At 53.0% G+C, this 26444-nt stretch carries 19 protein-coding genes; 8 read left to right on the forward strand and 11 right to left on the reverse strand.

Annotation, left to right across the window (positions count from 1 at the left end; all coding sequences use genetic code 11):
- The first annotated feature begins 65 nt into the window (after positions 1 to 65).
- Positions 66 to 1466 carry a Si-specific NAD(P)(+) transhydrogenase gene (gene sthA / locus C2U43_RS24525; protein WP_003028860.1) on the forward strand — a complete coding sequence of 467 codons (1401 nt, stop codon included), beginning with the start codon at positions 66 to 68 and terminating at the stop codon, positions 1464 to 1466.
- Here the strand turns inward: sthA and oxyR are convergent.
- The 4 genes from oxyR to argC form a co-directional block, all read right to left on the reverse strand.
- Positions 1449 to 2366 (reverse strand): DNA-binding transcriptional regulator OxyR, encoded by a 918-nt coding sequence (gene oxyR, locus C2U43_RS24530; protein WP_008787060.1) that lies wholly within the window; start codon positions 2364 to 2366, stop codon positions 1449 to 1451. The genes sthA and oxyR overlap by 18 nt on opposite strands.
- Before the next feature lie 332 nt (positions 2367 to 2698).
- On the reverse strand, positions 2699 to 4069 hold the full coding sequence (gene argH / locus C2U43_RS24540) for an argininosuccinate lyase (protein WP_103285914.1): 1371 nt from the start codon (positions 4067 to 4069) through the stop codon (positions 2699 to 2701).
- 108 nt (positions 4070 to 4177) lie between these two features.
- Positions 4178 to 4951 carry an acetylglutamate kinase gene (gene argB, locus C2U43_RS24545; RefSeq protein ID WP_003028854.1) on the reverse strand — a complete coding sequence of 258 codons (774 nt, stop codon included), beginning with the start codon at positions 4949 to 4951 and terminating at the stop codon, positions 4178 to 4180.
- 10 nt (positions 4952 to 4961) lie between these two features.
- Positions 4962 to 5966: an N-acetyl-gamma-glutamyl-phosphate reductase gene (gene argC, locus C2U43_RS24550; protein ID WP_071444524.1), complete on the reverse strand. Its 1005-nt coding sequence runs from the start codon at positions 5964 to 5966 to the stop codon at positions 4962 to 4964.
- A gap of 155 nt (positions 5967 to 6121) precedes the next feature.
- Between argC and argE the strand changes: the two genes are divergently transcribed.
- The 4 genes from argE (at position 6122) to C2U43_RS24570 (ending at position 13151) form a co-directional block, all read left to right on the forward strand.
- Complete coding sequence (gene argE, locus C2U43_RS24555) at positions 6122 to 7273, forward strand: acetylornithine deacetylase (protein ID WP_003825137.1); 1152 nt, start codon at positions 6122 to 6124, stop codon at positions 7271 to 7273.
- Positions 7274 to 7542: 269 nt separating this feature from the next.
- Positions 7543 to 10194 (forward strand): phosphoenolpyruvate carboxylase, encoded by a 2652-nt coding sequence (gene ppc, locus C2U43_RS24560; protein ID WP_103285915.1) that lies wholly within the window; start codon positions 7543 to 7545, stop codon positions 10192 to 10194.
- Between the two features lie 211 nt (positions 10195 to 10405).
- Positions 10406 to 12139 carry a phosphoethanolamine transferase CptA gene (locus C2U43_RS24565; protein ID WP_048237073.1) on the forward strand — a complete coding sequence of 578 codons (1734 nt, stop codon included), beginning with the start codon at positions 10406 to 10408 and terminating at the stop codon, positions 12137 to 12139.
- 151 nt (positions 12140 to 12290) lie between these two features.
- Positions 12291 to 13151: a helix-turn-helix transcriptional regulator gene (locus tag C2U43_RS24570; RefSeq protein WP_103286025.1), complete on the forward strand. Its 861-nt coding sequence runs from the start codon at positions 12291 to 12293 to the stop codon at positions 13149 to 13151.
- Here the strand turns inward: C2U43_RS24570 and C2U43_RS24575 are convergent.
- From C2U43_RS24575 to C2U43_RS24595, 5 genes are all read right to left on the reverse strand, one after another.
- Positions 13138 to 13494: a PTS fructose-like transporter subunit IIB gene (locus C2U43_RS24575; protein WP_008787052.1), complete on the reverse strand. Its 357-nt coding sequence runs from the start codon at positions 13492 to 13494 to the stop codon at positions 13138 to 13140. The two genes, C2U43_RS24570 and C2U43_RS24575, sit on opposite strands and share 14 nt — an antisense overlap.
- Before the next feature lies 1 nt (position 13495).
- A complete protein-coding gene (locus C2U43_RS24580; protein ID WP_103285916.1) occupies positions 13496 to 14374 on the reverse strand; it encodes a [formate-C-acetyltransferase]-activating enzyme in 879 nt (292 codons plus the stop codon).
- Entirely contained in the window at positions 14340 to 16637 is a 2298-nt protein-coding gene (locus C2U43_RS24585) for a formate C-acetyltransferase (protein WP_103285917.1), read from the reverse strand. The genes C2U43_RS24580 and C2U43_RS24585 overlap by 35 nt, the downstream gene beginning before the upstream one ends.
- Before the next feature lie 101 nt (positions 16638 to 16738).
- Positions 16739 to 17059 (reverse strand): PTS fructose-like transporter subunit IIB, encoded by a 321-nt coding sequence (locus tag C2U43_RS24590; RefSeq protein WP_003825151.1) that lies wholly within the window; start codon positions 17057 to 17059, stop codon positions 16739 to 16741.
- 14 nt (positions 17060 to 17073) lie between these two features.
- Entirely contained in the window at positions 17074 to 18153 is a 1080-nt protein-coding gene (locus tag C2U43_RS24595; protein ID WP_103285918.1) for a PTS fructose transporter subunit EIIC, read from the reverse strand.
- 308 nt (positions 18154 to 18461) lie between these two features.
- On the opposite strand from C2U43_RS24595, the gene ptsP reads away from it, so the two are divergent.
- From ptsP to gldA, 3 genes are read left to right on the forward strand one after another with little or no spacing between them, the layout of a single operon-like run.
- On the forward strand, positions 18462 to 20963 hold the full coding sequence (ptsP, locus tag C2U43_RS24600; RefSeq protein ID WP_048227754.1) for a phosphoenolpyruvate--protein phosphotransferase: 2502 nt from the start codon (positions 18462 to 18464) through the stop codon (positions 20961 to 20963).
- A 15-nt stretch (positions 20964 to 20978) separates the two neighbouring features.
- Complete coding sequence (gene fsa, locus C2U43_RS24605) at positions 20979 to 21641, forward strand: fructose-6-phosphate aldolase (protein ID WP_020996106.1); 663 nt, start codon at positions 20979 to 20981, stop codon at positions 21639 to 21641.
- Positions 21642 to 21653: 12 nt separating this feature from the next.
- A complete protein-coding gene (gldA, locus tag C2U43_RS24610) occupies positions 21654 to 22757 on the forward strand; it encodes a bifunctional L-1,2-propanediol dehydrogenase/glycerol dehydrogenase (RefSeq protein WP_103285919.1) in 1104 nt (367 codons plus the stop codon).
- A gap of 86 nt (positions 22758 to 22843) precedes the next feature.
- On the opposite strand, the gene katG is transcribed toward gldA, so the two are convergent.
- Together katG and metF are read right to left on the reverse strand one after the other, a co-directional pair.
- Positions 22844 to 25024, reverse strand: a complete 2181-nt coding sequence (gene katG, locus C2U43_RS24615) for a catalase/peroxidase HPI (protein ID WP_103285920.1) — start codon at positions 25022 to 25024, stop codon at positions 22844 to 22846.
- 168 nt (positions 25025 to 25192) lie between these two features.
- A complete protein-coding gene (metF, locus tag C2U43_RS24620; protein WP_003825161.1) occupies positions 25193 to 26080 on the reverse strand; it encodes a methylenetetrahydrofolate reductase in 888 nt (295 codons plus the stop codon).
- Positions 26081 to 26444 lie beyond the last annotated feature (364 nt).

Raw genomic sequence — 26444 nt, forward strand, 5'->3', positions numbered from 1 at the left:
GGGTTATCTCAACAACGATGTTACTATTCTGTTGCTTTTATGTATAAGAACAGGTAAGCCTGACCATGTCACATTCTTACGATTACGATGCAATAGTAATAGGTTCCGGTCCCGGCGGCGAAGGCGCGGCAATGGGTCTGGTTAAGCAAGGAGCGCGCGTCGCGGTAATTGAGCGCTATCATAACGTCGGCGGAGGTTGTACCCACTGGGGCACCATCCCGTCGAAAGCTCTCCGCCACGCCGTCAGCCGCATTATTGAATTCAATCAGAACCCACTGTACAGCGACCACTCCCGACTCCTTCGTTCTTCTTTCGCCGATATTCTCAACCACGCTGATAACGTTATTAATCAGCAAACGCGTATGCGGCAAGGATTTTACGAGCGCAACCACTGCGAAATTTTGCAGGGAAATGCTCGTTTTGTTGATGAACACACGATCGCCCTGGAATGTCACGACGGTACGGTGGAAACGCTGACTGCGGATAAGTTTGTTATTGCCTGCGGTTCGCGTCCTTATCGCCCTGTTGATGTCGACTTTTCGCATCCCCGGGTTTACGACAGTGACTCTATCCTGAGCCTGCACCACGAACCCCGTCATGTGCTGATTTATGGCGCAGGGGTCATTGGCTGTGAATATGCGTCGATCTTCCGTGGAATGGACGTCAAAGTTGATTTAATCAACACCCGCGATCGTCTGCTGGCATTCCTCGATCAGGAGATGTCCGACTCGCTCTCTTACCACTTCTGGAACAGCGGTGTGGTCATTCGCCACAACGAAGAGTATGAGAAGATTGAAGGTTGCGATGACGGCGTCATCATGCACCTGAAGTCCGGTAAGAAACTGAAGGCCGACTGCCTGCTGTACGCCAATGGCCGTACCGGTAATACCGATTCGCTGGCGCTGGAAAACATTGGTCTGAAAACCGACAGCCGCGGGCAGCTCAAAGTGAATAGCATGTACCAGACGGCGCTGCCGCATGTGTACGCCGTAGGGGATGTGATTGGTTATCCGAGCTTGGCATCGGCGGCCTACGACCAGGGACGCATTGCCGCCCAGGCATTGGTAAAAGGCGAAGCCACCGCGCATCTGATCGAAGATATCCCAACCGGGATTTATACCATTCCGGAAATCAGCTCCGTTGGTAAAACAGAACAGCAGCTCACGGCAATGAAAGTTCCATACGAGGTTGGCCGCGCCCAGTTTAAGCATCTGGCACGTGCACAAATCGTGGGTATGAGTGTCGGAACGCTGAAGATCCTGTTCCATCGCGAAACCAAAGAGATTTTGGGGATCCACTGCTTTGGGGAGCGCGCGGCCGAAATTATTCACATCGGACAAGCGATAATGGAGCAAAAAGGTGGTGGTAACACTATCGAGTACTTCGTTAACACCACCTTTAACTACCCAACCATGGCAGAAGCCTATCGGGTAGCGGCGCTAAATGGCTTAAACCGCCTGTTTTAACGCACTGTCGAAATGGCCATCCATTGATCCACGGATGGCCTCTGCCAGCTGTTCATAACGGCTGCGCAGCGGCGAACCAGGACGGTACACCAGACCAATCGTACGACGCGGTTCGGGTTTAATGCATGGCAGATAAACGACACCATCACGCTTACGCTCCGGCGGAACGGCCAGCGCAGGCAGTAAGGTAATACCACTGCCTGCCGCCACCATGTTACGCAGCGTTTCCAGACTGGTTGCCCGAAAATGGGTATCTTCATCAGCACCCGCTTCAAAGCAGAAACCCATTGCCTGATCGCGCAGACAGTGGCCATCTTCCAGCATCAGCAGTTTTTCACCCGCCAGATCGGACATCGGTACACAGTCACGGTTTGCCCATGGGTGATCTTCATAGATCGCCAGCATCATAGGCTCATCAAATAACGGTACTTCGATGAACGCCTCACTCTCTTTGACCAGCGCCAGAATGACGCAGTCGAGCTTGCCGCTATCCAGTTGCGCCAACAGCTGATGTGTCTGCGCTTCATGGAGATACATCTCCAGTTTTGGGAAGGTCTGGTGCAACATCGGAATAATATGCGGCAGCAGGTATGGCCCCACCGTTGGGATCAAACCAATATGCAGCGGGCCAGACATTGTCTCGCCTTGTTGGCTTGCCATCTCCTTGAGCACTTTGACCTCGCGCAGCACGGTGCGCGCCTGATCCACCAGCAGCAAACCGGCCTGGGTGAACAGCACCTTGCGACTCGTACGCTCCAGCAACATGACGCCAAGCTCATCTTCCAGCTTGCGGATCTGCCCGCTCAGCGTTGGTTGGCTAACGTGACAGGAGTCTGCCGCTCGTCGGAAGTGACGATGTTCGGCTAGTGCCACCAGGTATTCAAGATCACGAATATTCATTATTCATCCTCCATCGCCACGATAGTTCGTAGCGATAGGTAGCATAGCAACGAACGATTATCCCTATCAAGCTTTCTGTTTAATAATGCACCACAGAAACGGAACGGTACCCCTTTAACCCTTGAAGCTACTGTCCGTTTGAGAGTTTCTCTCATACTCGAAATAACTAAAGCCAACGTGAACTTTTGCGGACCTTGCGTCCGCATTTTTTTTGCATAAAAAAGCCCGGCGTCGCAAAGCTCGGCCGGGTTATGGTTTGGTAGGCCTGATAAGCGTAGCGCCATCAGGCAGAACGGCGCACAGTGCCGGATGGCGGCTTCGCCTTATCCGACCTACAGGCGTGCCTTCGCGTAGTCGATCGCCTGCGCAACCTGCTGCGGCGACACGCCACCTTTCGCTGCACGTTTATCCAGACACGATTGCAACGAGAGGATCGGGTAAACGTCATCGCCAATCACCTGGCTGAACTTTTGTAACTCGGCAAGCGACAGCGCTTCCAGCGGTTTGCCCTGACGAATCGCCTCGACCACCGTTTCCCCCACAATATGGTGCGCTTCGCGGAACGGGACGCCTTTCGCCACCAGATAATCCGCCAGCTCAGTGGCGTTAGCATAACCCTGCTGCGCCGCGTCCTGGCAACGCGGACGTTTCACCTGGATTCCATCCAGCACCAGCGCGGCCATATGCAGACAGTCCAGCCAGGTGTCGAGCGCGTCGAACAGCCCTTCTTTGTCTTCCTGCATATCTTTGTTGTATGCCAGTGGAAGGCCTTTTAAAGTCATCATCATGCCGGTCAGCGCACCCTGCACGCGACCGCATTTACCACGGATCAGCTCCAGCGCATCCGGGTTTTTCTTCTGCGGCATCAGAGATGAACCGGAAGTCACACGGTCGGAGAGTTCAACAAAGCCCGCTTCGCCGGTGTTAAAGAAAATCAGATCTTCAGCAAAACGCGACAGGTGTACCATGCCGATAGAGGCGTCGGAGAGTAACTCCAGCACGTGGTCACGGTCAGAAACGCTGTCCAGGCTGTTGCGCGTTGCCGAGGCAAAGCCCAACCAACCCGCCAACTGCTCGCGATCGATTTCATACGCCGTACCCGCCAGCGCGCCGCAGCCTAACGGACTGACGTCCAGGCGTTTGAGCGCATCCTGCAAACGGCTCTCGTCACGCGCCAACATTTCAACATAGGCCAGACACCAGTGAGCAAACGTCACCGGCTGCGCACGTTGCAGGTGGGTGTAACCCGGCATGACGGCGTCCTGGTTATTCTCCGCCGTCACCACCAGCGCAGTTTGCAACTGACGATTGGCCGACAGTAATTCGATAACCGTATCTTTGCACCACAGCTTGAGATCGGTCGCGACCTGGTCATTACGGCTACGCCCGGTATGCAGTTTTTTACCAAGCTGGCCGACTTTATCAATCAGCTTACCTTCCACCCAACTGTGAATATCTTCGGCATCGCTTTGCAAAATCTGCTGAGGATTCGCGCGAACCTCTTCCAGCAGGTTATTCAGCGCCTCTTCCAACTGCAGCTGTTCATCGGCAGTCAGTACACCTACCGTTACCAACGCTTTGGACCAGGCCACAGAGCCAACAATATCCTGTTCTGCCAGGCGGTAGTCAAAACGCAACGAGTCGTTGAACTGTTTGAACCGCTGATCTGCTGCCTGTGTAAAACGCCCACCCCAAAGTGCCATAACGAATTTCCTTAATATGATATTTTTGCCCGGTGGCGCTGCGCTTACCGAGCCTACAAAACCCACGTAGACCGGATAAGGCGAAGCCGCCATCCGGCACATTAATAGTTAAGCCAGAATACGCGTACCAATTGGCGTGCCGTTAAACAGCGCCGGAAGTTGCTCTGCATGACGCCAGGAGGCGATATCCACCGGACGGCCCAGCGTACGCGCGGCATCCAGCGCTGCATTCACCTTCACGATCATGCCATCGGTAATAATGCCCTGTTCAATCAGCTGTTCCGCTTTCGCCGCGGTCATTTCGGCAATGCGCTGGCCTTTGCCATCCAGAATACCGCTCACATCAGAGAGCAGGATCAGATCCGCACCCAGCGTTGCCGCCAGCGCCGTTGCAGCCTGATCGGCATTCACGTTCATCAGCAGACCATCATCAGTGACACCAATAGAGCTCACTACCGGCAGAAAACCGCTTTCCAGCAGCGTGTTAATCAGCTTAGGCGAACCCGGCTGCGCCAGTCCAACATGACCCAGTTCTTTATCGAGCGGCGTCACTTTTACGCTGTCGCCATCGCCAAGATACAGACCAACAGACGCGATGTGATGCTTTTTCGCCCAGGCCAGCAAGGTTTTATTCGCCGTTCCCGCCAGGGCACCGGTAATAATGTCAATTTGATCGGCTGGCGTGACGCGCAGACCATTTTTCTTTTTCACCGGCAGATTCAGCTGCTTCATCAGCTCGTCGACCACGCAGCCGCCACCGTGCACAATGACCAGCGGACGCTGGTGGGACTCACGATAATTCACCAGTGCGGTAAACAAGCGCTCCAGCGCCTCTTCGCTATCCAGTAAAACGCCGCCCAGCTTGATAATTAATGGATTCATTGTTGCACCCTTAAATAAGAGACTGCGTTTGGGCAAAGCCAAAACGAATATTTGCGCACTGCATCGCCTGTGCCGCCGCGCCTTTCAATAAGTTGTCTTCCGTCGCCACAACGATCAGATGCTCACCCTGCACAGCAAACCCGATATCACAGAATGGTAATCCAACCACATTCTTCAACGCTGGAACCCCTTTGTCATACAGACGCACCAGCGGTTTATCGCCATACGCCTGTTGCAGCGTCTGCGCTACCTGAGCATGCGTTACACCCGCTTTAAGGCGGCAAGTGATAGTTTCCAGAATTCCGCGCGGGAAGTTGCCCAGATGCGGGGTGAAAATCACTTCAGCCCCCAGATGAGTAGCGATTTCCGGCTGATGACGATGGGTAAACACGCCATACGGTTGCAGGCTTACTTCGCAAAAACTGTTAGAGATAGCCGCTTTACGGCCCGCGCCGCTCACGCCGCTGGTCGCATTAATTACCGGCCACTGGCTGAGATCCAACAGCCCGGCGTCAATCAGTGGTTTCAGCGAAAGCTGCGCCGCCGTCGGGTAACAACCCGGCACAGCAATCAGATTCGCTTCTTTCAGCTGGTCTTCGTTCCATTCCGCCAGCCCGTAAACTGCCTGCTCCAGCAGGTCGGGATGCTGATGGGTAAAACCATAATATTTTTCATAGAACGCGCCGTCATTTACGCGAAACGCGCCAGAGAGGTCAAACACCACGCAACCGGCCTGCAAAAACTGCGGAGCCAGGTCATGACTTACCTCATGAGCCGTTGCGAGGAACACAACATCCACCCCTGCGCTAAACTCGCTGATATCTGACATTGGCTGCAACGGTAAATCGACAATGCCTTTCAACTGCGGATGCAAATCGGAGATTAATTTTCCTGCATCATTGCTTTGCGCTGAGACGGTCAAAGCGGTTATGGTCATATCAGGATGGCGATTTACATAGGTCACAAGCTCTGCGCCGGCATAGCCACTGGCGCCCACAATCAGCGTATTCAACATCGGGGCTGCTCACCTTCTTAGATTCTGTTGCCAGGTATAAGCCTTTATCACCTCACCTTACACTTGGTGGGTTTTATTACGCTCAACGTTAATGTATTTTTATTCACAAATACTGCATGAATATTGATACTATCATGACCCGAGGTGTGTCAACAATGAAAAACAATTTACCGCCATTTATCGAGATTTACCGCGCTCTGATTGCCACACCATCGATTAGCGCTACCGAAGAAGCGCTCGATCAAAGCAATGCAGGTTTAATCACTCTGTTGGCGGGCTGGTTTAAAGATTTAGGCTTCAATGTGGAGGTCCAGCCGGTTCCCGATACGCGAAATAAATTCAATATGCTGGCGAGCATTGGACAGGGCGCTGGTGGTCTGTTGTTGGCGGGCCATACCGATACCGTACCCTTTGACGACGGACGCTGGACGCGCGATCCGTTCACCCTGACCGAGCATGACAATAAGCTCTATGGTTTGGGTACGGCGGACATGAAAGGCTTCTTCGCCTTTATCCTCGACGCGTTGCGTGATGTCGACGTCACGAAGCTGAAAAAGCCCCTCTACATTCTGGCCACTGCTGACGAAGAGACCAGCATGGCGGGAGCTCGCTACTTTTCTGAAACCACTGCTCTGCGCCCAGACTGCGCGATTATTGGCGAACCCACTTCACTGCAACCGGTTCGCGCACACAAAGGTCATATCTCTAATGCGATACGCATTCTGGGACAATCGGGTCATTCAAGCGATCCGGCACGTGGCGTTAATGCGATTGAACTGATGCATGATGCCATCGGCCATATCATGCATCTGCGCGATGACCTGAAAGCGCGCTATCACCATGATGCCTTTACCGTTCCGTATCCAACGTTAAATTTGGGCCACATCCACGGCGGCGACGCCGCCAACCGAATCTGCGCCTGCTGCGAACTGCATATGGATATTCGCCCGCTACCGGGTATGACGCTAAACGATCTCAATGGGTTACTTAACGAAGCGCTGGCCCCTGTCAGCGAACGCTGGCCGGGTCGCCTGACCATATCGGAACTGCATCCACCGATTCCAGGCTATGAGTGTCCACCTGACCATCAACTGGTAGAGGTGGTTGAGAAACTGCTGGGCGCACAGACTGAAGTGGTGAACTACTGCACCGAAGCGCCATTTATCCAGACGCTTTGCCCGACGCTGGTATTGGGTCCAGGTTCTATTAATCAGGCGCATCAGCCGGATGAATATCTGGAAACACGCTTTATTAAGCCAACTCGCGAATTAATCACCCAGGTTGTGCATCATTTCTGCTGGCATTAACTGCTTATCACCCCGCTAATCCTTTAGTGGTAAGCGGGGTGATTTTTTAACATTTCCATAAGCAACGCTTATTTGATTGGATGTGAATTAAATAACGTAAATTCACGGCATTTATTCGTTTGCTGAACCGATTTCGCAGCAATTGACGTCACGTGTTTTACGTGGCTTTATAAAAGACGGCTAAAAAGTTAAGTCCGCAAGATTTCGCGTGATAGTCAGGCGTGAAAGATACAGGACATATTCAAAATAGATGGGGTGTCTGGGTTAATATGAACGAACAATATTCCGCGTTGCGTAGTAATGTCAGTATGCTCGGCAAAGTGCTGGGAGAGACCATCAAGGATGCGCTGGGAGAGAACATTCTTGATCGCGTAGAAACAATTCGTAAGCTGTCCAAATCATCTCGCGCTGGCAATGAAGTTAATCGCCAGGAATTGCTCACCACACTGCAAAATCTGTCTAACGACGAGCTGCTGCCGGTTGCCCGCGCATTTAGCCAGTTCCTGAACCTGGCCAACACCGCCGAGCAATACCACAGCATTTCGCCAAAAGGCGAAGCAGCCAGCAACCCGGAAGTGATTGCTCGCACTCTGCGTAAACTGAAAGAGCAGCCCAACCTCAATGACGCCACCATCAAGAAAGCCGTAGAATCACTCTCTCTGGAGCTGGTACTCACCGCCCACCCGACCGAGATCACTCGTCGTACGCTGATCCATAAAATGGGTGAAGTGAATGCCTGCCTCAAGCAGCTTGATAACAAAGACCTCGTCGATTATGAACGCAACCAACTGATGCGCCGTCTGCGTCAGCTCATTGCCCAGTCCTGGCATACGGATGAGATCCGCAAGCTGCGCCCAAGCCCGGTTGATGAAGCCAAATGGGGTTTCGCGGTAGTTGAAAACAGCCTGTGGGAAGGTGTACCGAACTACCTGCGCGAGCTGAATGAACAACTGGAAGAGCATCTGGGTTATAAGCTGCCGGTTGATTTTGTCCCGGTTCGATTTACTTCCTGGATGGGCGGTGACCGTGATGGTAACCCGAACGTAACGGCAGATATCACCCGTCACGTGCTGCTGCTCAGCCGCTGGAAAGCAACAGATCTGTTCCTGAAAGACATCCAGTTTCTGATTTCTGAGCTTTCAATGGTGGATGCCACGCCGGAGCTGATGGCGCTGGTAGGCGAAGAAGGCGCAGCTGAACCTTATCGCTATCTGATGAAAACCTTGCGTTCTCGTCTGATGGCAACTCAGGCCTGGCTTGAAGCCCGTCTGAAAGGCGAGAAATTGCCGAAACCTGCGGGACTGCTCACCCAAAACGAACAGCTTTGGGACCCGCTATACGCGTGCTACCAGTCTCTGCAGGCCTGTGGCATGGGTATTATCGCCAATGGCGAATTGCTCGACACCCTTAGGCGCGTGAAGTGTTTCGGTGTGCCGCTGGTGCGTATTGATATTCGTCAGGAAAGCACCCGTCATACTGAAGCCCTGGGCGAACTGACCCGTTATCTGGGCATTGGCGACTACGAAAACTGGTCGGAAGCGGATAAACAGGCTTTCCTGATCCGCGAACTGAATTCCAAGCGTCCGCTCCTGCCGCGTAACTGGGAACCGAGCAACGACACCCGTGAAGTGCTCGACACCTGTCGGGTCATTGCCGAAGCCCCATATGGCTCCATTGCCGCCTATGTTATCTCGATGGCGAAAACTCCGTCGGATGTGCTGGCCGTGCATCTGCTGCTGAAAGAAGCCGGAATTGGTTTTGCTATGCCGGTCGCTCCGCTATTTGAAACGCTGGACGACCTCAACAATGCCGATGACGTCATGTCTCAACTTTTAAATATCGACTGGTACCGCGGCTTTATTCAGGGCAAACAGATGGTCATGATTGGCTATTCTGATTCCGCAAAAGACGCGGGCGTGATGGCGGCCTCCTGGGCGCAATACCAGGCTCAGGACGCGCTAATCAAAACCTGCGAAAAAGCCGGTATCGAACTGACGCTGTTCCACGGTCGCGGTGGTTCCATTGGTCGCGGCGGCGCGCCTGCACATGCGGCGCTACTCTCTCAACCGCCGGGCAGCCTGAAAGGCGGTCTGCGCGTAACAGAACAAGGGGAGATGATCCGCTTTAAGTACGGCCTGCCGGAAGTGACCATCAGCAGCCTGTCGCTGTATACCGGAGCAATTCTGGAGGCCAACCTGTTACCACCGCCAGAACCGAAAGATAGCTGGCGTCATATCATGGATGAGCTTTCCGATATTTCCTGCGAGCTCTATCGTGGATATGTGCGTGAAAACAAAGACTTCGTCCCTTATTTCCGCTCAGCGACACCGGAGCAGGAACTGGGTAAACTCCCGCTCGGTTCACGTCCGGCAAAACGCCGTCCGACCGGCGGGGTAGAGTCTCTGCGCGCCATTCCGTGGATCTTCGCCTGGACGCAGAACCGCCTGATGCTCCCGGCCTGGTTGGGTGCAGGTACCGCGCTGCAAAAAGTGGTTGAAGACGGCAAGCAAAGCGAACTGGAAGCCATGTGCCGCGACTGGCCATTCTTCTCCACACGCCTTGGCATGCTGGAAATGGTTTTCGCGAAAGCAGACCTGTGGCTGGCAGAGTATTACGATCAGCGCCTGGTCAAAAAAGATCTGTGGCCGCTGGGTGCAGAGCTACGCCAACGCCTGGCAGCAGATATCGATGTCGTACTGGCGATTGCCAACGACTCGCATTTGATGGCCGACCTGCCGTGGATTGCCGAGTCCATTCAGTTAAGGAATGTTTATACTGACCCACTGAACGTCTTACAGGTAGAGCTGTTACACCGCTCACGCCAGGCAGAAGAACAGGGCAATGCACCGGACCCACGCGTGGAACAAGCATTGATGGTCACAATCGCTGGTGTCGCCGCTGGTATGCGTAATACTGGCTAACGTCCCTCCCCCCGTCGCCTTCGTGCTATTGTACGAAGGCGACAGCAAAAACCACTGTTACAACCACTTCATTTTCAATATATTTCCCCTCGAACATATTCACCACGTGAATATAACAACGGCAAAACACGATCCTAAGATCGTGATGCTTCAGTTCCTCTTAATGTTTAGGTGCTAATCTTGGCGCTACAATTAAAGACAGGCTCATACTATGCAATCCTTACAACTCCAGTCTAAACCCGTATTTAGCTGGAAAGCCCTGGGTTGGGCGCTCCTCTATTTTTGGTTCTTTTCTTCGTTACTGCAGGCCGTTATCTATTTTAGCGGCTACAGCGGATCTACCGGTTTACGCGACTCCTTGCTGTTTAGCTCGCTGTGGTTGATTCCGGTATTCTTATTTCCAAACCGTATCCGCATTATTGCTGCCGTGATAGGCGTGGTGTTATGGGCGGCCTCGCTGGCTGCTCTGAGCTATTACGTCATCTACGGGCAAGAGTTCTCGCAAAGCGTTCTGTACGTAATGTTTGAAACCAATGCGAACGAAGCCAGCGAATATCTGAGCCAATATTTCAGCCTGAAGATTGTCTTAATTGCGCTGGCCTATACAGCTGTGGCAATTCTGCTATGGACACGTCTGCGTCCTGTGCATATTCCATCACCCTGGCGCTATCTGGTGTCGTTTGCACTGTTATACGGATTGATTCTGCATCCGATGACAGTGAACACGTTTATCAAACATAAGCCGTTTGAAAAAACGTTGGATGGTCTCGCCTCACGCATGGAGCCTGCCGCACCGTGGCAGTTCATCTCCGGGTATTATCAGTATCGTCAGCAGTTAACCGCGCTGAACAGCCTGCTGAATGAGAACAATGCCCTGCCGCCATTGGCCAACTTTAAAGACAGCTCAGGTGATGCGCCGCGTACGCTGGTACTGGTGATTGGCGAGTCAACGCAACGTGGCCGCATGAGCCTGTACGGTTACCCACGCGAAACAACGCCTGAACTGGATGCGCTGCATAAATCCGATCCTAACTTCACCGTGTTCAATAATGTCGTGACCTCACGTCCGTACACCATTGAAATCCTGCAGCAGGCGCTGACCTTTGCCAACGAGAAGAACCCAGATCTGTATCTGACTCAGCCGTCCCTGATGAACATGATGAAACAGGCAGGTTATAAAACCTTCTGGATCACCAATCAGCAGACGATGACCGCCCGCAACACCATGCTGACGGTGTTCTCTAAGCAGACGGATAAACAGTTCTATATGAACCAGCAGCGTACCCAAAGTGCGCGCGAATATGACAGCAACGTGCTGGCGCCATTTAAAGAAGTACTGGCTGACCCTGCACCGAAAAAGTTCATCATCGTTCACCTGCTGGGTACGCATATTAAGTACAAATTCCGTTACCCGGATGGTCAGGGTAAGTTCGACAATAATATCGACAATGTGCCCGCTGGCCTGAGTAACGATGAGCTGGAAGCTTACAACGATTACGACAGCGCGAATGTCTACAATGACCATATCATTGCCAGTCTGATCAAAGACTATAAAGCGACCGATCCGAACGGCTTCCTGCTGTACTTCTCCGATCATGGGGAAGAGGTATACGATACGCCGCCGCATAAAACGCAGGGTCGTAATGAAGACAACCCAACGCGTCATATGTATACGGTGCCGTTCCTGCTGTGGACCTCGGAAAAATGGCAGGCTGCACACCCGCGTGACTTCTCACAGGATGTGAATCGTAAATACAGCAGCTCAGAGCTTATCCACACCTGGTCTGATTTAGCGGGCTTCACCTATGATGGTTTCGATCCAACTCGTGCCATTACCAGCCCGCAGTTCAAAGAGACAACCCGCTGGATTGGCAACCCGTACAAAAAGAATGCCCTGATTGATTACGATACCCTTCCTTACGGCGATCAAATCGGTAATCAGTAACAGTCTGCCGGATGCGCTACGCTTATCCGGCCTACAGCTCGCAAAGACTTGTAGGCCGGATAAGGCATTAGCCGCCATCCGGCAATAATCACTTGAGGGCGATTGTTTTCAACGTTACTGTTTCCCTGTCTGCTGCCTGCAAGGGATTAACATGTATCACGACATCAGCCACCTGCTCTCTCGCCTGATCAACGGCCCCACACCGCTGCGGCAGATTTACTTTGCCAGCACCAGTAGCTCAACGCCGGAACTGGCGTATCAGGTCGATTTTCCCCGACTGGAGATTGTGCTGGAAGGTGAATTCACCGATAACGGTGTTGCTGGCGCATCCGCGACATTACAGCCTTGCGATGCCTTGTTCGTTCCGGCTGGTGGCTGGAACTTTCCACAGTGGCTCACACCGGTGACCACACTCAGTATCTTATTTGGCAAACAGCAACTGGGTTTTAGCATCGTTCAGTGGGACGGTAAGCAATATCAAAACCTTACCCGCCAGCACGTCGCGCGGCGTGGACCGCGTATTGGCTCATTCCTGCTGCAAACGCTCAATGAAATGCAGATGCAGCCGCAGGAGCAGCAAACCGCCAGGCTAATCGTTGCAAGCTTACTGAGCCACTGCCGCGATCTGCTCGGCAGCCAGATCCAAACCGCATCACGCAGCCAGGCGCTTTTCGAAGCCATTCGCAACTATATTGACGAACGCTACGCTTCACCGCTCACCCGAGAATCCGTCGCGCAGGCGTTCTACATCTCACCCAATTATCTTTCCCACCTTTTTCAAAAAACGGGCGCTATCGGTTTTAACGAATACCTGAACCACACGCGACTGGAACACGCAAAAACGCTGTTGAAGGGTTACGAATTGAAGATTAAAGAGGTGGCGCACATTTGTGGGTTTGTTGACAGCAACTACTTCTGCCGCCTGTTTCGCAAAAATACCGAACGTTCACCATCAGAATACCGTCGGCAGTACCACAGCCAATTGACGGAGAAAGAAACTAATCCAGAGTAAGATGTGTGTGCTGTGGCGCTGAAAGCAGCTTTCGCACGGCGCTCATCACCCGCTGCGGCTCACGCAGAAATGCGCTAATGCCCGACTGAACGTATCGGCTCTGCGTAAAACGCTCTGCTCCTGCCAGTTCAATATCAGTAATGAGCAACACCACATCAGCGCGGTTAATATCCTCTTCCGTCAGGCGATTTTCAGTTCCCAATGCCCCTTGAGTTTCGATCTTGATGCTCCATTTTTCCTGCTGGCAGAGTTTCTCCAGCCGCTCAGCTGCCATATAGGTATGGGCTACGCCGCTTACGCACGCGGTGACAGCAACCAGATATCGTACAGGTGCGATGGTCATACTATCCTCCTACTGTTACCTGAAATCCAGCGCATTCTGCCATCTTACGTATAATATCCACCTCTTGCGCAGTCGGTACGGGCACTTCTTTCATCAACCAGGGCAAACCGAGCAGGCTGTATTTGGGCTCGCCATATTGATGAAACGGTAGCAGGTGTACCTGTTTTATGCCTAGCGATGACAACATCGTCAACACATGCTGCGTGTTATCTGAATTCATCGTAAAGCCCGGGATCAGCGGCAGGCGAGGTATGACATTAACCCCTTCCTCCACCAATAGCCGTAAATTCGCCAGTACACGCGGTAGGTTCATGTTGATGACCTCACGAGCCAGATCTCCATCCATTATTTTGAGATCGAACAACACCTCATCACACTCTTTTGCCAGCGATAACAAGCGACCGGCCGGCGCATCGCCAGCCGTTTCAATTGCACAGCGCACATCCCAGCGCCGCAGACGTTGCAGGAACCGTGTGGCAAAGGGCGCTTGCATCAGCACTTCACCGCCAGAAAGCGTTACCCCCCCACCAGAAGAGCGAAAGAAAATATCATCTTTCATCACTTCACGTTCCAGCTCGTCCAACGTGATATCACGACCAATACGTTCAAACGCCCCAGAGGGACACTCGTCAGCATCACGCAGACAAGGTGTACAGTGCAGACATTTACTCTCCCGCCGTACCGTTTCAATACGTGGTGAGAGTGATTCCGGGTTAGCACACCAAGGGCAGGTATGCGGACAGCCTTTAAAAAAGACGACCGTACGAATACCCTGCCCATCATTCAGTGAGTAACGCTGAATGTTGAATATACGCGCGACGTCCTCGCCTCGTGGGTCAATTACCTCACAGTTGATGCGCGGTGCGGCGAATGATGTCATCCTGGATCTCCTTCGACAACTCGACAAAGAAGGCGCTGTAACCCGCCACACGCACCACCAGCCCGGTGAAATCCTGCGGGCGCTGCTGCGCTTCGCGCAATGTGTCGGCATTCACCACGTTAAACTGGATATGCTGGAGTTTGAGCTGGGTAAATGCCCGCAGAAAATCCGCCAGCTTGCGTAAACCGGCCTCACCTTCCAGTGTGGCTGGCGTAAACTTCACGTTCAGCAACGTCCCATTGGAAAGCAGTGTGTTATCCAGCTTGCTGACCGACTTCAATACCGCCGTCGGTCCTTGCATATCCTGTCCCAGCATCGGCGACAGCCCCCCATCTGCCAGTTGCTCCCCGGCGAAGCGGCCATCCGGTGTTGCCCCAACGACCGAACCCAGCGGCACGTGCGCAGAGACGGTATACGAACCCGGCGTAAATTGCCCGCCGCGCGGATTCTGGTATTTTTCTACCTCTTTGCAGTAATGACGTAGCAGTTCGGCGCTGATGTTATCTACATCATCGATATCGTTGCCGTATTTTTCGAAGCGATTGATCAGCCTGGCGCGAACTTTCTCGCCTTCCGGGGTAGCAAAGTTATCTTTTAGCACCGACAAAAGTTCATCAAAAGATAAGCGCTGTTGTTCGAATACCAGCCCATTGAGTGCATGCAGCGAATCGCTCAGGTTTGCAATACCGATCCCCTGTACGCCGGAGAAGTTATAACGCGCGCCGCCGTCGGTAATATCGCACCCTTTATCCAGACAGTCGCTAATAAACGAGGAGAGCAGCGGCACCGGTGCCCAGTCGCGGTGACCGATATCGCAGATATTACTGCCCTCCACCATCAACGTGATGTAGTGGCTGATTTTGGCACGAATATGCGCCAGGAGATCGTCGTACGTCAGAGTGCGGTTGCCTTCGTTCTCATGCAGACAAATTTCCATCACTTTCAGCAGATTAAACATAGCGATATCGTGCAAACCGTATGTTCTGCCTGGAATAGACAGCTCGACACAGCCTACTACCGCGTAATCCCGCGCATCTTCCAGCGAAACACCGCGATTCAGAAACGCGGGCACCACCACTTCATCGTTAAAGATTTGCGGGATGCCGGTACCAAGACGGATAGTCTGTGCTGTTTTCATCAGGAACGGTGTATCGATCAACGCATTCGTGCGCACACCGAGGTTTGGTTGTGGTAGCTGTACGTTCTGATACGCATCAAGACAGAGGAAAGACAATACATTTACCGCACTACGACCATTCTCCGTCAATCCCCCCAGTAGCGCGGTGTAGCCTGTTGGGAAGCCAGCGAAATAGCGCGCGCTGCTGGTGGATCGCAGCAGTACGATGTCATTACATTTCACCCACAGGGATTCGAGGATCTCTTGTAAGAATGCCGGGTCTTCCCCCTGCGTCAGCGAGGCCTGATAAAACGGCAGCATATACTGGTCGAAGCGTCCAAGTGAAAGAGAACTGGCGTTGGATTCATATTGCAAAATAATGTTCATGTACCAGAACAGCTGACATGCCTGCCAGAAGGTTTGCGGCTTGCTTTGGGCGTTATGCCGAGAGTTTTCAGCAATCGTCAGTAATTCCTGGCGTCGCTGCGCATCCGGGCAGCTTTCCGCCATCTTCTCTACCAGCATAGCGTAACGCAGAATATGGTTTTGCGAAGCCTCAAGCAGCAGCAGCGCAGCCTGATAAAAGTGATTCTCCGGCTGCTGCAGACAATGCGCTCGCATCTGCGCTACCAGTTCGCCAAGCCCATGATTCAACAGGCGTGGATAATCAATAATGATATGTCCCTGACCTTTGTCAGTCTGGTTAATGCTAAAAATCTGGGTACTGACGGCAGCTTTAACCTCATCGGTCATCTGACCGTTGATGAAATCTTTCATCGACCGCTTTTCCCAGTACGGATACAGCACATCGCGATAGAGATGTTTATCCTCTTCGCTGATGTCAAAACGGTCCTGCGGACGGGTTGGAAACTGCTCCAGCTCTTTAAGCAGCCAGTAAGGATCCATTTCCGGTGACATAATGCCCGCACGCGGTTTAACAGTACGGTTTCCGGCAATCAGTTCCTCATCACGAATCGAAATCTCAACGTGCTCAAGAATATATGCGGTGGCTTTCGCCCGACGCAGAATAACCGGCTCTCCCTCCGTCTGCTGGTGGCTGGCGGTATATAACAGCGCACGCTCAAGCGAAATTTCACGGTTGTTCTGAAACAGAGCGGTTTTTAAACGTTGGATACGGTTCGTCATGAGGAACTCCTGCGGGAATAGTTGCCTGATGGCGCTACGCTTATCAGGCCTACGCATCTGTAGGCCGGATAAGGCGAAGCCGCCATCCGGCAAACAAACGGTTAAGCGGTTTGCGCCAGATGCGCGCCAATCTTGTTCATGATGGCGTCGGCACGTTTCACTGCATCGCTGATGTTGACGCGAACGATAGTTTTGCCCGCAAAACGTTCTTCAAATTTAATACCAATGTCCTTGGTCAGAATGACCATGTCGGCTTCCGCCACATCCGCCGCGGTCAGTTCGTTTTCCAGACCGATCGAACCCTGAGTCTCAACCTTTACTTGCCAACCTTTAGCTTTAGCGGCGCTTTCCAGCGCTTCGGCTGCCATATAGGTGTGGGCAACGCCAGAAGGACATGCGGTTACTGCGATAATCTTGGTCATGACTCATTCCTCACTTAATTCATTTCAAAATCTAAATCCAGGTCATCTTCTTTCGGATCGACCTGAGACACTTTTTTCCGCGCCAGACTTTTCAGTACGTTAACGCACACGGCGGTCACTACAGCACCAACGGCAACCGCCGCGATATAACCCAGTTTTCCTTCCACTACAGGCAGAACAATCAGCCCGCCCCAGCCGGCATAACACTGCGCACCAAACAGGGCGGCAGTTACCGTGCCACAGGCGGAACCCACCATAATCGATGGAATGACACGCAGCGGATCGGCTGCAGCAAACGGAATCGCGCCTTCCGTTACGCCAACGCAGCCCATTACCAGCGCAGCTTTACCGGCTTCGCGTTCTTCAGAAGAGAAATTCTTACGACCAATCAGCGTCGCTAAACCTAAACCCAGCGGCGGCACGCAGATCCCTACTGCGGCGATTGCCACGACGGTATAAACCCCCTGCGCCACGCAAATCAGCATGAAGGCGTAGGCAACTTTGTTAATTGGCCCTCCCATATCGAAGGCCAACATCAGTCCCATAATTACCGCCAGCAGTACAATGCTGCCCTGCTGCATACCCTGCAGCCACTCGGTCAGGCTAGTGGTTAACGCGCCAACAGGCTCCCCCAGCCCCCACATCATGATGCCTGCGGTGATAAAAGTGCCGATGATGGGAATAACGAAGATAGGCATTACCGAACGCAACACCTTATGTACGGGGATCTTCTTCAGATAATGGACAACGATACCGCCAATAATCCCAGCAATTAATGCGCCAAAGAAACCTGCACCGAAGCTGTTTCCCACCCATGCGCCAATCGCACAAGGGGCCAGAGCAGAACGTTCAGCGATGGAATAGCCGATATAAGCGGCAAGAAATGGCACCATCAAAGTCAACCCGGCGACGCCAATATCAAACAGCTTTTTAAGATTAGGATCGGTCGCAGCATCCGGTACCGCGCCTTTGCCATACAGCATGACGGAGACAGCCAGCAAAATACCGCCCGCTACTACGAAGGGGATCATATGCGAAACACCGGTCATCAGGTGCTGACGAGTATTTTTCAGGATTTGTACCAACTCTTTCATAAGTCGCTCCCGGGCTGCCTAAAGCCCATATCCATAAACTTGTTGCGGAAAACAATAGGCAATCTGACGCGACGCAAACAGTGGATAAAAAGGCCATTTGCTGGACTTTTGTAATGTCAGTACAAAAATGCGATCCGCCTCATAACTTGCAGTTTCTCGGAATTTATAGTGGATACGCTGACTTGTGAGGGATGTCTCACTTTGATAGTTACATTACATTTATCCAGTTTTTGGCAGATTTGTCACATGGCAGGCTCAGGCGTTGCCCTTTTATCCTGTAGCGAGAAATCGTTATGGGAGATGAGGCTATGGCCCTGATTGTGGAATTTACCTGTGAGCTACCCAATGGCGTACATGCACGCCCGGCAAGCCACATAGAAACGCAGTGCAACACCTTTACCTCACACATTGAGTGGCACAACCTGCGTACCGAACGTAAGGGCAACGCTAAGAGCGCACTATCGCTGATTGGCACCGATACTCTGGCGGGTGATAGCTGTCAGTTGCTGATTTCCGGTACAGATGAACAGGCAGCCCACCAGCATCTGAGCCAATGGTTACGAAATGAATTTCCGCACTGCGATGCACCGCTAGCGGAAGCCAAAAACAACGAGCTGGAGCCACTTCCGGCATCGCTCACCCATTTAAATCCACAGCTTTTCCGCGCTCGCACCGTCTGCAGCGGCAGCGCAGGAGGCGTTCTGAGTCTGCTTTCTTCGCTGGATCTTAACGCGCTCAGTAACCTTCCATCCGCTCAAGATATTGAAACCGAGCAAGCGGCACTGGATAACGGTTTAACGCTGTTGATGAAAAATATTGAGTTTCGATTACTCGACAGCGACGGCGCTACCAGTGCGATTCTGGAAGCACACCGCTCGCTGGCAAGCGACCTCTCACTCCGTCAGCACCTGCTCGCCGGCGTATCACGCGGGTTAAGCTGCGCCCAGGCGGTTGTCGAAAGTGCCGGACATTTTTGTGATGAATTCGCCCGTTCAAGCAGCAGTTATTTACAGGAGCGTGCACTGGATGTACGCGATGTTTGCTTCCAGCTTCTGCAGCAAATTTATGGGGAACAGCGCTTCCCTGCACCGGGAAAACTGACCCAGCCTACGGTTTGCATGGCGGATGAGCTAACACCGAGCCAGTTCCTCGAACTGGACAAAACATTGCTGAAAGGCTTGCTGTTAAAAAGCGGTGGTACTACGTCACACACGGTGATTCTCGCCCGGTCATTCAACATCCCTACGCTGGTTGGCGTAGATATTGAATCTTTGATGCCATGGCTACAGCAAACGGTTTATATCGATGGTAACGCAGGAGCAGTCGTCGTTGCCCCTGATGAATCCATCGTACGTTATTATCAGCAAGAAGCCCGTATCCAGGATGCCATTCGGGAACAGCAACGTATCTGGCTGACCCAGGAGGCACGCACGGCTGATGGCATCCGTATGGAAGTCGCCGCCAACATCGCCCACTCCGTGGAAGCACAAGCAGCCTTTAGTAACGGTGCGGAAGCGGTTGGCCTGTTCCGTACGGAAATGCTGTATATGGACCGTACCTGCGCCCCGGATGAGAACGAACTATACAACATTTTCTGCCAGGCGCTGGAACCCGCAAAGGGACGCAGCATTATTGTACGCACCATGGATATCGGCGGTGATAAACCCGTTGATTATCTGAATATTCCTGCTGAGACCAACCCATTTCTCGGTTATCGCGCGGTGCGTATTTATGAAGAATATGCCACGTTGTTTACTACGCAACTGCGATCGATCCTGCGCGCCTCAGCGCACGGTAGCCTGAAAATCATGATCCCAATGATCTCCTCGATGGAAGAGATCCTGTGGGTCAAAGAGAAACTGGCAGAAGCCAAGCAGCAACTGCGAAGTGAACACATTCCGTTTGATGAGAAGATCCAGCTCGGTATTATGCTGGAGGTTCCGTCTGTGATGTTCATCATTGACCAATGCTGTGAAGAGATTGATTTCTTTAGTATTGGCAGCAATGACCTGACGCAATACCTGCTGGCGGTCGACCGTGACAACGCCAAAGTTACCCGCCACTACAACAGCCTGAATCCGGCCTTCCTGCGCGCGCTGGATTACGCCGTGCAGGCAGTACATCGGCAGGGGAAATGGATTGGCCTGTGTGGCGAACTGGGTGCCAAAGGTTCGGTGCTGCCATTGCTGGTGGGACTGGGTCTGGACGAAATCAGTATGAGCGCTCCCTCCATTCCCGCCGCCAAAGCGCGGATGGCGCAACTCGACAGCCGTGCCTGCCGTCAATTGCTGAATCAAGCGATGGCTTGTCGAACCTCGCTGGAGGTCGAACATCTGTTGGCCCAGTTCCGCATGACCCAACAGGATACGCCTCTGGTTACCGCCGAATGCATCACACTGGACAGCGACTGGCGCAGTAAAGAAGAGGTCATCAAAGGGATGACCGACAACCTCCTGCTGGCAGGCCGTTGTCGCTATCCACGTAAGCTGGAAGCAGACCTGTGGGCACGCGAAGCCGTCTTCTCTACCGGATTAGGTTTTAGCTTCGCCATTCCACACAGCAAATCCGAACATATTGAGCAGTCCACCATCAGCGTAGCGCGCCTGCAAGCGCCGGTACGTTGGGGTGATGATGATGCACAGTTCATTATTATGCTGACGCTCAACAAACATGCCGCTGGCGATCAGCATATGCGTATTTTCTCGCGTCTGGCGCGCCGCATTATGCATGAAGAATTCCGTAACGCGCTGGTTAGCGCCGCCTCAGCCGACGCTATCGCCAGCCTGTTGCAACATGAACTTGAACTTTAAAGAGGATGTTTTTGTATGGAACTTTACCTTGATACCGCCAACGTCGCGGAAGTTGAACGTCTGGCACGCATCTTCCCTATCGCGGGAGTCACCACCAACCCAAGCATTGTGGCGGCAAGCAAAGAATCCATCTGGGATGTACTGCCACGCCTGCAAAACGCCATCGGCGAAGAGGGTATTTTGTTTGCCCAAACCATGAGCCGCGAGGCGCAGGGCATGGTGGAAGAAGCCAAACGCCTGAGCAACGCGGTGCCTGGTCTGGTAGTGAAAATCCCGGTGACATCCGAAGGTCTGGCCGCGATTAAGATGCTGAAAAAAGAGGGTATCACCACGCTGGGAACCGCCGTTTACAGTGCTTCTCAGGGGCTACTGGCTGCGCTGGCAGGAGCTAAATATATCGCGCCTTACGTTAACCGTATCGACGCACAGGGCGGCGACGGGATTCGCACAGTACAGGAACTGCAAACGTTACTGGAGCTGCATGCGCCAAACAGCATGGTACTGGCAGCCAGCTTTAAAACCCCGCGTCAGGCGCTGGATTGCTTACTGGCAGGATGTGAAGCTATCACCCTGCCATTAGACGTAGCGCAACAAATGCTCAATACCCCTGCGGTAGAGTCAGCAATAGAGAAGTTTGAGCAGGACTGGAACAACGCATTTGGTCACATCAACCTGTGAGGGAAATACAGTATGGATCGCATTATTCAATCACCTGGTAAGTACATCCAGGGTGCCGATGTTATTACCCGTCTTGGTAGCTACCTCAAACCACTGGCAGAACGCTGGCTGGTCGTTGGGGACAAGTTTGTCTTAGGCTTTGCCCAGGGCGCACTGGAAAAAAGCTTCCAGGATGCCGGACTGGCGCTGGAAATTGCACCGTTTGGCGGCGAATGTTCACAAAACGAAATCGACCGTCTGCGCGGCGTAGCGGAAAAAGCGCAGTGTGGCGCAGTACTTGGTATTGGCGGCGGTAAAACGCTGGATACCGCCAAAGCGCTGGCGCACTTTATGGGCGTGCCTGTCGCCATTGCCCCAACCATCGCCTCTACCGATGCGCCGTGCAGCGCGCTGTCCGTCATTTACACCGATGCCGGTGAATTCGATCGCTATCTGCTGCTGCCCAACAACCCGGACAGGGTCATTGTGGATACCAAAATTGTCGCGGGCGCACCGGCGCGTCTGTTAGCTGCGGGTATTGGCGATGCGCTGGCAACCTGGTTCGAAGCACGTGCCTGTTCACGCAGCGGCGCAACCACCATGGCGGGCGGTCAGTGTACTCAGGCGGCGCTGGCGCTGGCAGAGCTGTGCTTTAATGCGCTAATCGAAGAAGGTGAAAAAGCGATGCTGGCAGCAGAGCAGCACGTGGTTACACCAGCACTGGAACGTGTTATTGAAGCCAACACCTATCTGAGTGGCGTCGGTTTTGAAAGCGGTGGTCTGGCAGCGGCTCACGCCATTCATAACGGTCTGACCGCAATCCCGGATGCGCATCACTACTATCACGGCGAGAAAGTGGCTTTCGGTACGCTGACGCAGCTGGTGCTGGAAAACGCGCCAGTTGATGAAATTGAAACCGTTGCCGCGTTGTGCCATTCCGTTGGCCTGCCGATTACCCTGGCGCAACTGGACATCAAACAGGATATCCCGGCGAAAATGCGCATTGTGGCTGAGGCAGCCTGTGCAGAAGGCGAAACCATCCACAACATGCCTGGCGGCGCAACGCCGGACCAGGTGTATGCCGCCCTGCTGGTGGCTGACCAGTACGGTCAACGTTACCTGCAAGAGTGGGAATAACCTGCAAATAGAAAATCCCCGCACTCGCGGGGATTTTTTTATTCATACTATGCCGGATACGCACAAGCGACATCCGGCATTATCTGTTACAGCAGATCGAAACGATCCAGGTTCATCACTTTCACCCATGCGGCAACGAAATCTCTCACGAACTTCTCGTGAGCATCGCTGCAGGCATAAACTTCAGCCACTGCGCGCAGTACGGAGTTAGAACCGAACACCAGATCGGCGCGGGTTGCCGTGTATTTTACTTCGCCGCTCAGACGGTCACGACCTTCAAACAGCTCTTTTGACTCATCAACCGCCTTCCACTCATGGCGCATATCCAGCAGATTGACGAAGAAGTCAGTGCTGAGCACGCCAGGACGATCGGTAAAGACGCCATGCTGGCTGCCGTCGAAGTTGGTGCCCAGTACGCGCATACCGCCCACCAGCACGGTCATTTCCGGTGCGGTCAGCGTCAGCTGCTGTGCTTTATCAATCAGCAGCGACTCGGTGGTCGATACGTCAGGACGGGCGCGGTAGTTACGGAAACCATCGGCAATCGGCTCAAGCAGTTCAAACATCTCAATATCCGTTTGGTCCTGACGCGCATCCACGCGGCCCGGCGCAAAAGGTACTTTAATGCTGACACCCGCAGCGCTAGCCGCCTGCTCTATACCGACAACACCGGCCAGCACGATAATATCGGCTAACGAAGCGGTATGGGCTGACTTATAAATGCCTTCCAGCACAGGCAGTACGCGTGCCGTGGTAGCATTCACATCCCAGCCACGCTGTGGGTCCAGCGCCAGACGCGCACCGTTAGCGCCGCCACGTTTATCCCCACCGCGGAACGTTGATGCCGAAGCCCACGCTACCGATACCAGTTCGCCCACGGACAACCCGGAAGCAGCAATGGTCGCCTTCAGTTTCAGGATATCTTCTTCGCTTGGGTTAAAGAACGCATGCGGCAGCGGGTCTTGCCAAATCAGATCTTCTTTTGGCACTTCCGGTCCGATGTAACGTGCTTTTGGCCCCATATCACGGTGCGTCAGCTTAAACCATGCGCGGGCAAATGCTTCGTTGAAGGCCTGCGGATCGTTCAGGAAACGACGGGAGATCTTCTCGAACTCCGGATCGAAACGCAGCGTCAGGTCGGTAACCAACATTGTTGGCTTACGTTTTTTCGACGGATCGAACGGATCGGGGATAATTTCCGGTGCGTCAACCGCTTCAAATTGAATCGCACCTGCCGGACTGCGGGTTTGTACCCATTCATATTTGAACAGGTTCTCGAAGAAATAGTTGCTCCATTGGGTCGGCGTCTGCGTCCAGACCACTTCCAGACCGGAAGTAATTGCGTCTGCACCCGCGCCGCTGCCGTAGCTGCTGGCCCAGCCCAAGCCCTGCGCTTCAATTGGTGCGGATTCTGGATCGGCGCCTACGTGCGAAGCCGGTGCTGCACCATGGGTTTTACCCAACGTATGACCGCCGCCAATCAGCGCTACGGTTTCTTCGTCGTTCATACCCATGTTACCGAAGGTCGCGCGAATAGCCGCGGCCGCAGAGAGCGGTTCGCCGCTATGGTCCGGCCCTTCCGGGTTCACATAGATAAGGCCCATTTCGGTTGCGCCCAGCGGCGCTTTTGCCAGTTCTTCCGGATGACGGTGGGTCAGCCAAGCTTTTTCATCACCCCAGTTTACGTCGAGATCCGGTTCCCAGACGTCTTCACGACCGGCACCAAAGCCGAAGGTACGGAAGCCTGAGTTTTCCAGCGCCACGTTACCCGCAAGGATAAACAGGTCGGCCCAGGAAATTTTCTGGCCATATTTCTGCTTGATTGGCCACAGCAGACGACGCGCTTTATCCAGGCTGACGTTGTCCGGCCAGGAGTTCAGTGGTGCAAAACGCTGCTGTCCGCGACCCGCGCCACCGCGTCCATCGACGGAGCGATAGGTCCCTGCACCGTGCCATGCCATGCGGATAAATAATCCGGCATAGGTTCCCCAGTCAGCGGGCCACCACGGTTGAGATTCGGACAGAAGGGCTCTGAGATCCCCTTTCAGGGCTGAATAGTCGAGTTTGCTAAACTCTTTTCGGTAGTCGAAGTCCTCACCCAGCGGGTTAGAACGGTTGGAATGTTGGTTTAAAAGATCTACACGGAGTTGATTGGGCCACCAGTCGCGGTTGTTCGTTCCTGCTCCCGCACTCTGATCGTGACCGCCCTGATGAAAAGGACACTTACCGGCAGTTGATGCGTTCTGGCTATCGTCGGACATGCTCATCTATATGCTCCCTTTACAGTGTTCTGACTACGATATACACCACCAGAGATAAGATATAGTCGAAAAAACCCACAGATTCGATAGCTAATTCCTTTTATATTTAAAGTTACAGAGATGTAGATCAAAATGATCAATAAAAAGCCCTCCGTAGAGGGCTGGGGCATCTGTTTAATTCGGTCTTACACCCAGTGTGTGACAAATAGCGTAGCTCATCTCGGCACGGTTAAGGGTATAGAAGTGAAAATCTTTCACCCCTTCGCGACTGAGGATTTTCACCATGTCCATAGCGATGTTTGCACCTACCAGCTTGCGGGTTTCCGCATCATCATCCAGACCATCAAACATGGTCGACATCCAGGAAGGGATACGAACATTGGTCATATCGGCAAATTTTTTCGCCTGTTTAAAGTTGGAGACTGGCAGGATACCCGGAATAATTTCCACATCGATTCCCGCAGACACGCAGCGATCGCGAAAGCGCAGATAGCTTTCCACATCGAAGAAAAACTGAGTAATGGCGCGGTTTGCACCGGCATCAACCTTACGCTTCAGGTTCAGCAAATCGGCCTGAGCGCTCTTCGCTTCTGGGTGTACTTCCGGGTAAGCCGCAACGGAGATATCAAAGTCCGCAACGTCTTTCAGCAGAGTCACCAGGTCAGAGGCATACATATCCGGTTTACCGCTTCCCGGCGGCAAGTCACCGCGCAGAGCAACAATATGACGAATACCGTTATTCCAGTAGTCCTGAGCAATGGTGCGCAACTCATCGCGGGTAGCATCAATACAGGTCAGGTGCGGAGCCGCTTCAAGGCCAGTGCGATCCTTAATGCCTTTAATAATGCTGTGAGTGCGGTCGCGCTCACCAGAGTTTGCACCATAGGTGACTGAAACAAACTTCGGCTTCAGGCTGCTCAGGCGATCGATGGAGTTCCATAGGGTTTGCTCCATTTCACTGGTGCGCGGCGGGAAAAACTCAAACGAAACGTTAATCTGACCCTGTACTTCCGCCAGGCTCTGATTCAGGGCTTCCCGCTGGTTGGCGTGAAAAAAGCTCATACCTTACCTCATCAATCTTTTGTCGTTATATGTCGTGTTGTGAACTGCTATACGTTTAGACGTCTAGATGTAAAAATGACGGAAAAGCACGCTGGCGTCAACACAAAAATCATCGTTAAAGGTGAGGAATACTCAGCCAACGTGAAAAAAATTCACATCAGCCTGAAATGATGGGGAATTGTGGCATGACCGTCTGCAAGCCGTTAACGAGAGCGGTGACAGACTCGCCTCTGGCCAGAGCGCGGGTAAGACGCAATACGGGTAGGTTTAACGCAGGATGAGAGCGTTGAAGTGATTATGCAGATGGCTGTTGACGTATTTTATCCGGCCTGGGTCACAAACGAACCGTCGGCCGGATCATCCG

It is taken from the genome of Citrobacter freundii complex sp. CFNIH9 (assembly GCF_002903305.1).
Lineage (GTDB): Bacteria > Pseudomonadota > Gammaproteobacteria > Enterobacterales > Enterobacteriaceae > Citrobacter > Citrobacter portucalensis.

Coding starts and splice junctions, on each gene's coding strand:
- argH (WP_103285914.1), bottom strand. CDS start 4,069: ATGGCACTTTGGGGTGGGCGTTTTACACAGGCAGCAGATCAGCGGTTC.
- C2U43_RS24595 (WP_103285918.1), bottom strand. CDS start 18,153: ATGAAAGAGTTGGTACAAATCCTGAAAAATACTCGTCAGCACCTGATG.
- katG (WP_103285920.1), bottom strand. CDS start 25,024: ATGAGCATGTCCGACGATAGCCAGAACGCATCAACTGCCGGTAAGTGT.
- C2U43_RS24565 (WP_048237073.1), top strand. CDS start 10,406: ATGCAATCCTTACAACTCCAGTCTAAACCCGTATTTAGCTGGAAAGCC.
- C2U43_RS24585 (WP_103285917.1), bottom strand. CDS start 16,637: ATGACGAACCGTATCCAACGTTTAAAAACCGCTCTGTTTCAGAACAAC.
- sthA (WP_003028860.1), top strand. CDS start 66: ATGTCACATTCTTACGATTACGATGCAATAGTAATAGGTTCCGGTCCC.
- metF (WP_003825161.1), bottom strand. CDS start 26,080: ATGAGCTTTTTTCACGCCAACCAGCGGGAAGCCCTGAATCAGAGCCTG.
- C2U43_RS24590 (WP_003825151.1), bottom strand. CDS start 17,059: ATGACCAAGATTATCGCAGTAACCGCATGTCCTTCTGGCGTTGCCCAC.
- C2U43_RS24575 (WP_008787052.1), bottom strand. CDS start 13,494: ATGACCATCGCACCTGTACGATATCTGGTTGCTGTCACCGCGTGCGTA.
- C2U43_RS24580 (WP_103285916.1), bottom strand. CDS start 14,374: ATGACATCATTCGCCGCACCGCGCATCAACTGTGAGGTAATTGACCCA.
- ppc (WP_103285915.1), top strand. CDS start 7,543: ATGAACGAACAATATTCCGCGTTGCGTAGTAATGTCAGTATGCTCGGC.
- ptsP (WP_048227754.1), top strand. CDS start 18,462: ATGGCCCTGATTGTGGAATTTACCTGTGAGCTACCCAATGGCGTACAT.
- oxyR (WP_008787060.1), bottom strand. CDS start 2,366: ATGAATATTCGTGATCTTGAATACCTGGTGGCACTAGCCGAACATCGT.
- argB (WP_003028854.1), bottom strand. CDS start 4,951: ATGAATCCATTAATTATCAAGCTGGGCGGCGTTTTACTGGATAGCGAA.
- fsa (WP_020996106.1), top strand. CDS start 20,979: ATGGAACTTTACCTTGATACCGCCAACGTCGCGGAAGTTGAACGTCTG.
- argE (WP_003825137.1), top strand. CDS start 6,122: ATGAAAAACAATTTACCGCCATTTATCGAGATTTACCGCGCTCTGATT.
- argC (WP_071444524.1), bottom strand. CDS start 5,966: ATGTTGAATACGCTGATTGTGGGCGCCAGTGGCTATGCCGGCGCAGAG.
- C2U43_RS24570 (WP_103286025.1), top strand. CDS start 12,291: ATGTATCACGACATCAGCCACCTGCTCTCTCGCCTGATCAACGGCCCC.
- gldA (WP_103285919.1), top strand. CDS start 21,654: ATGGATCGCATTATTCAATCACCTGGTAAGTACATCCAGGGTGCCGAT.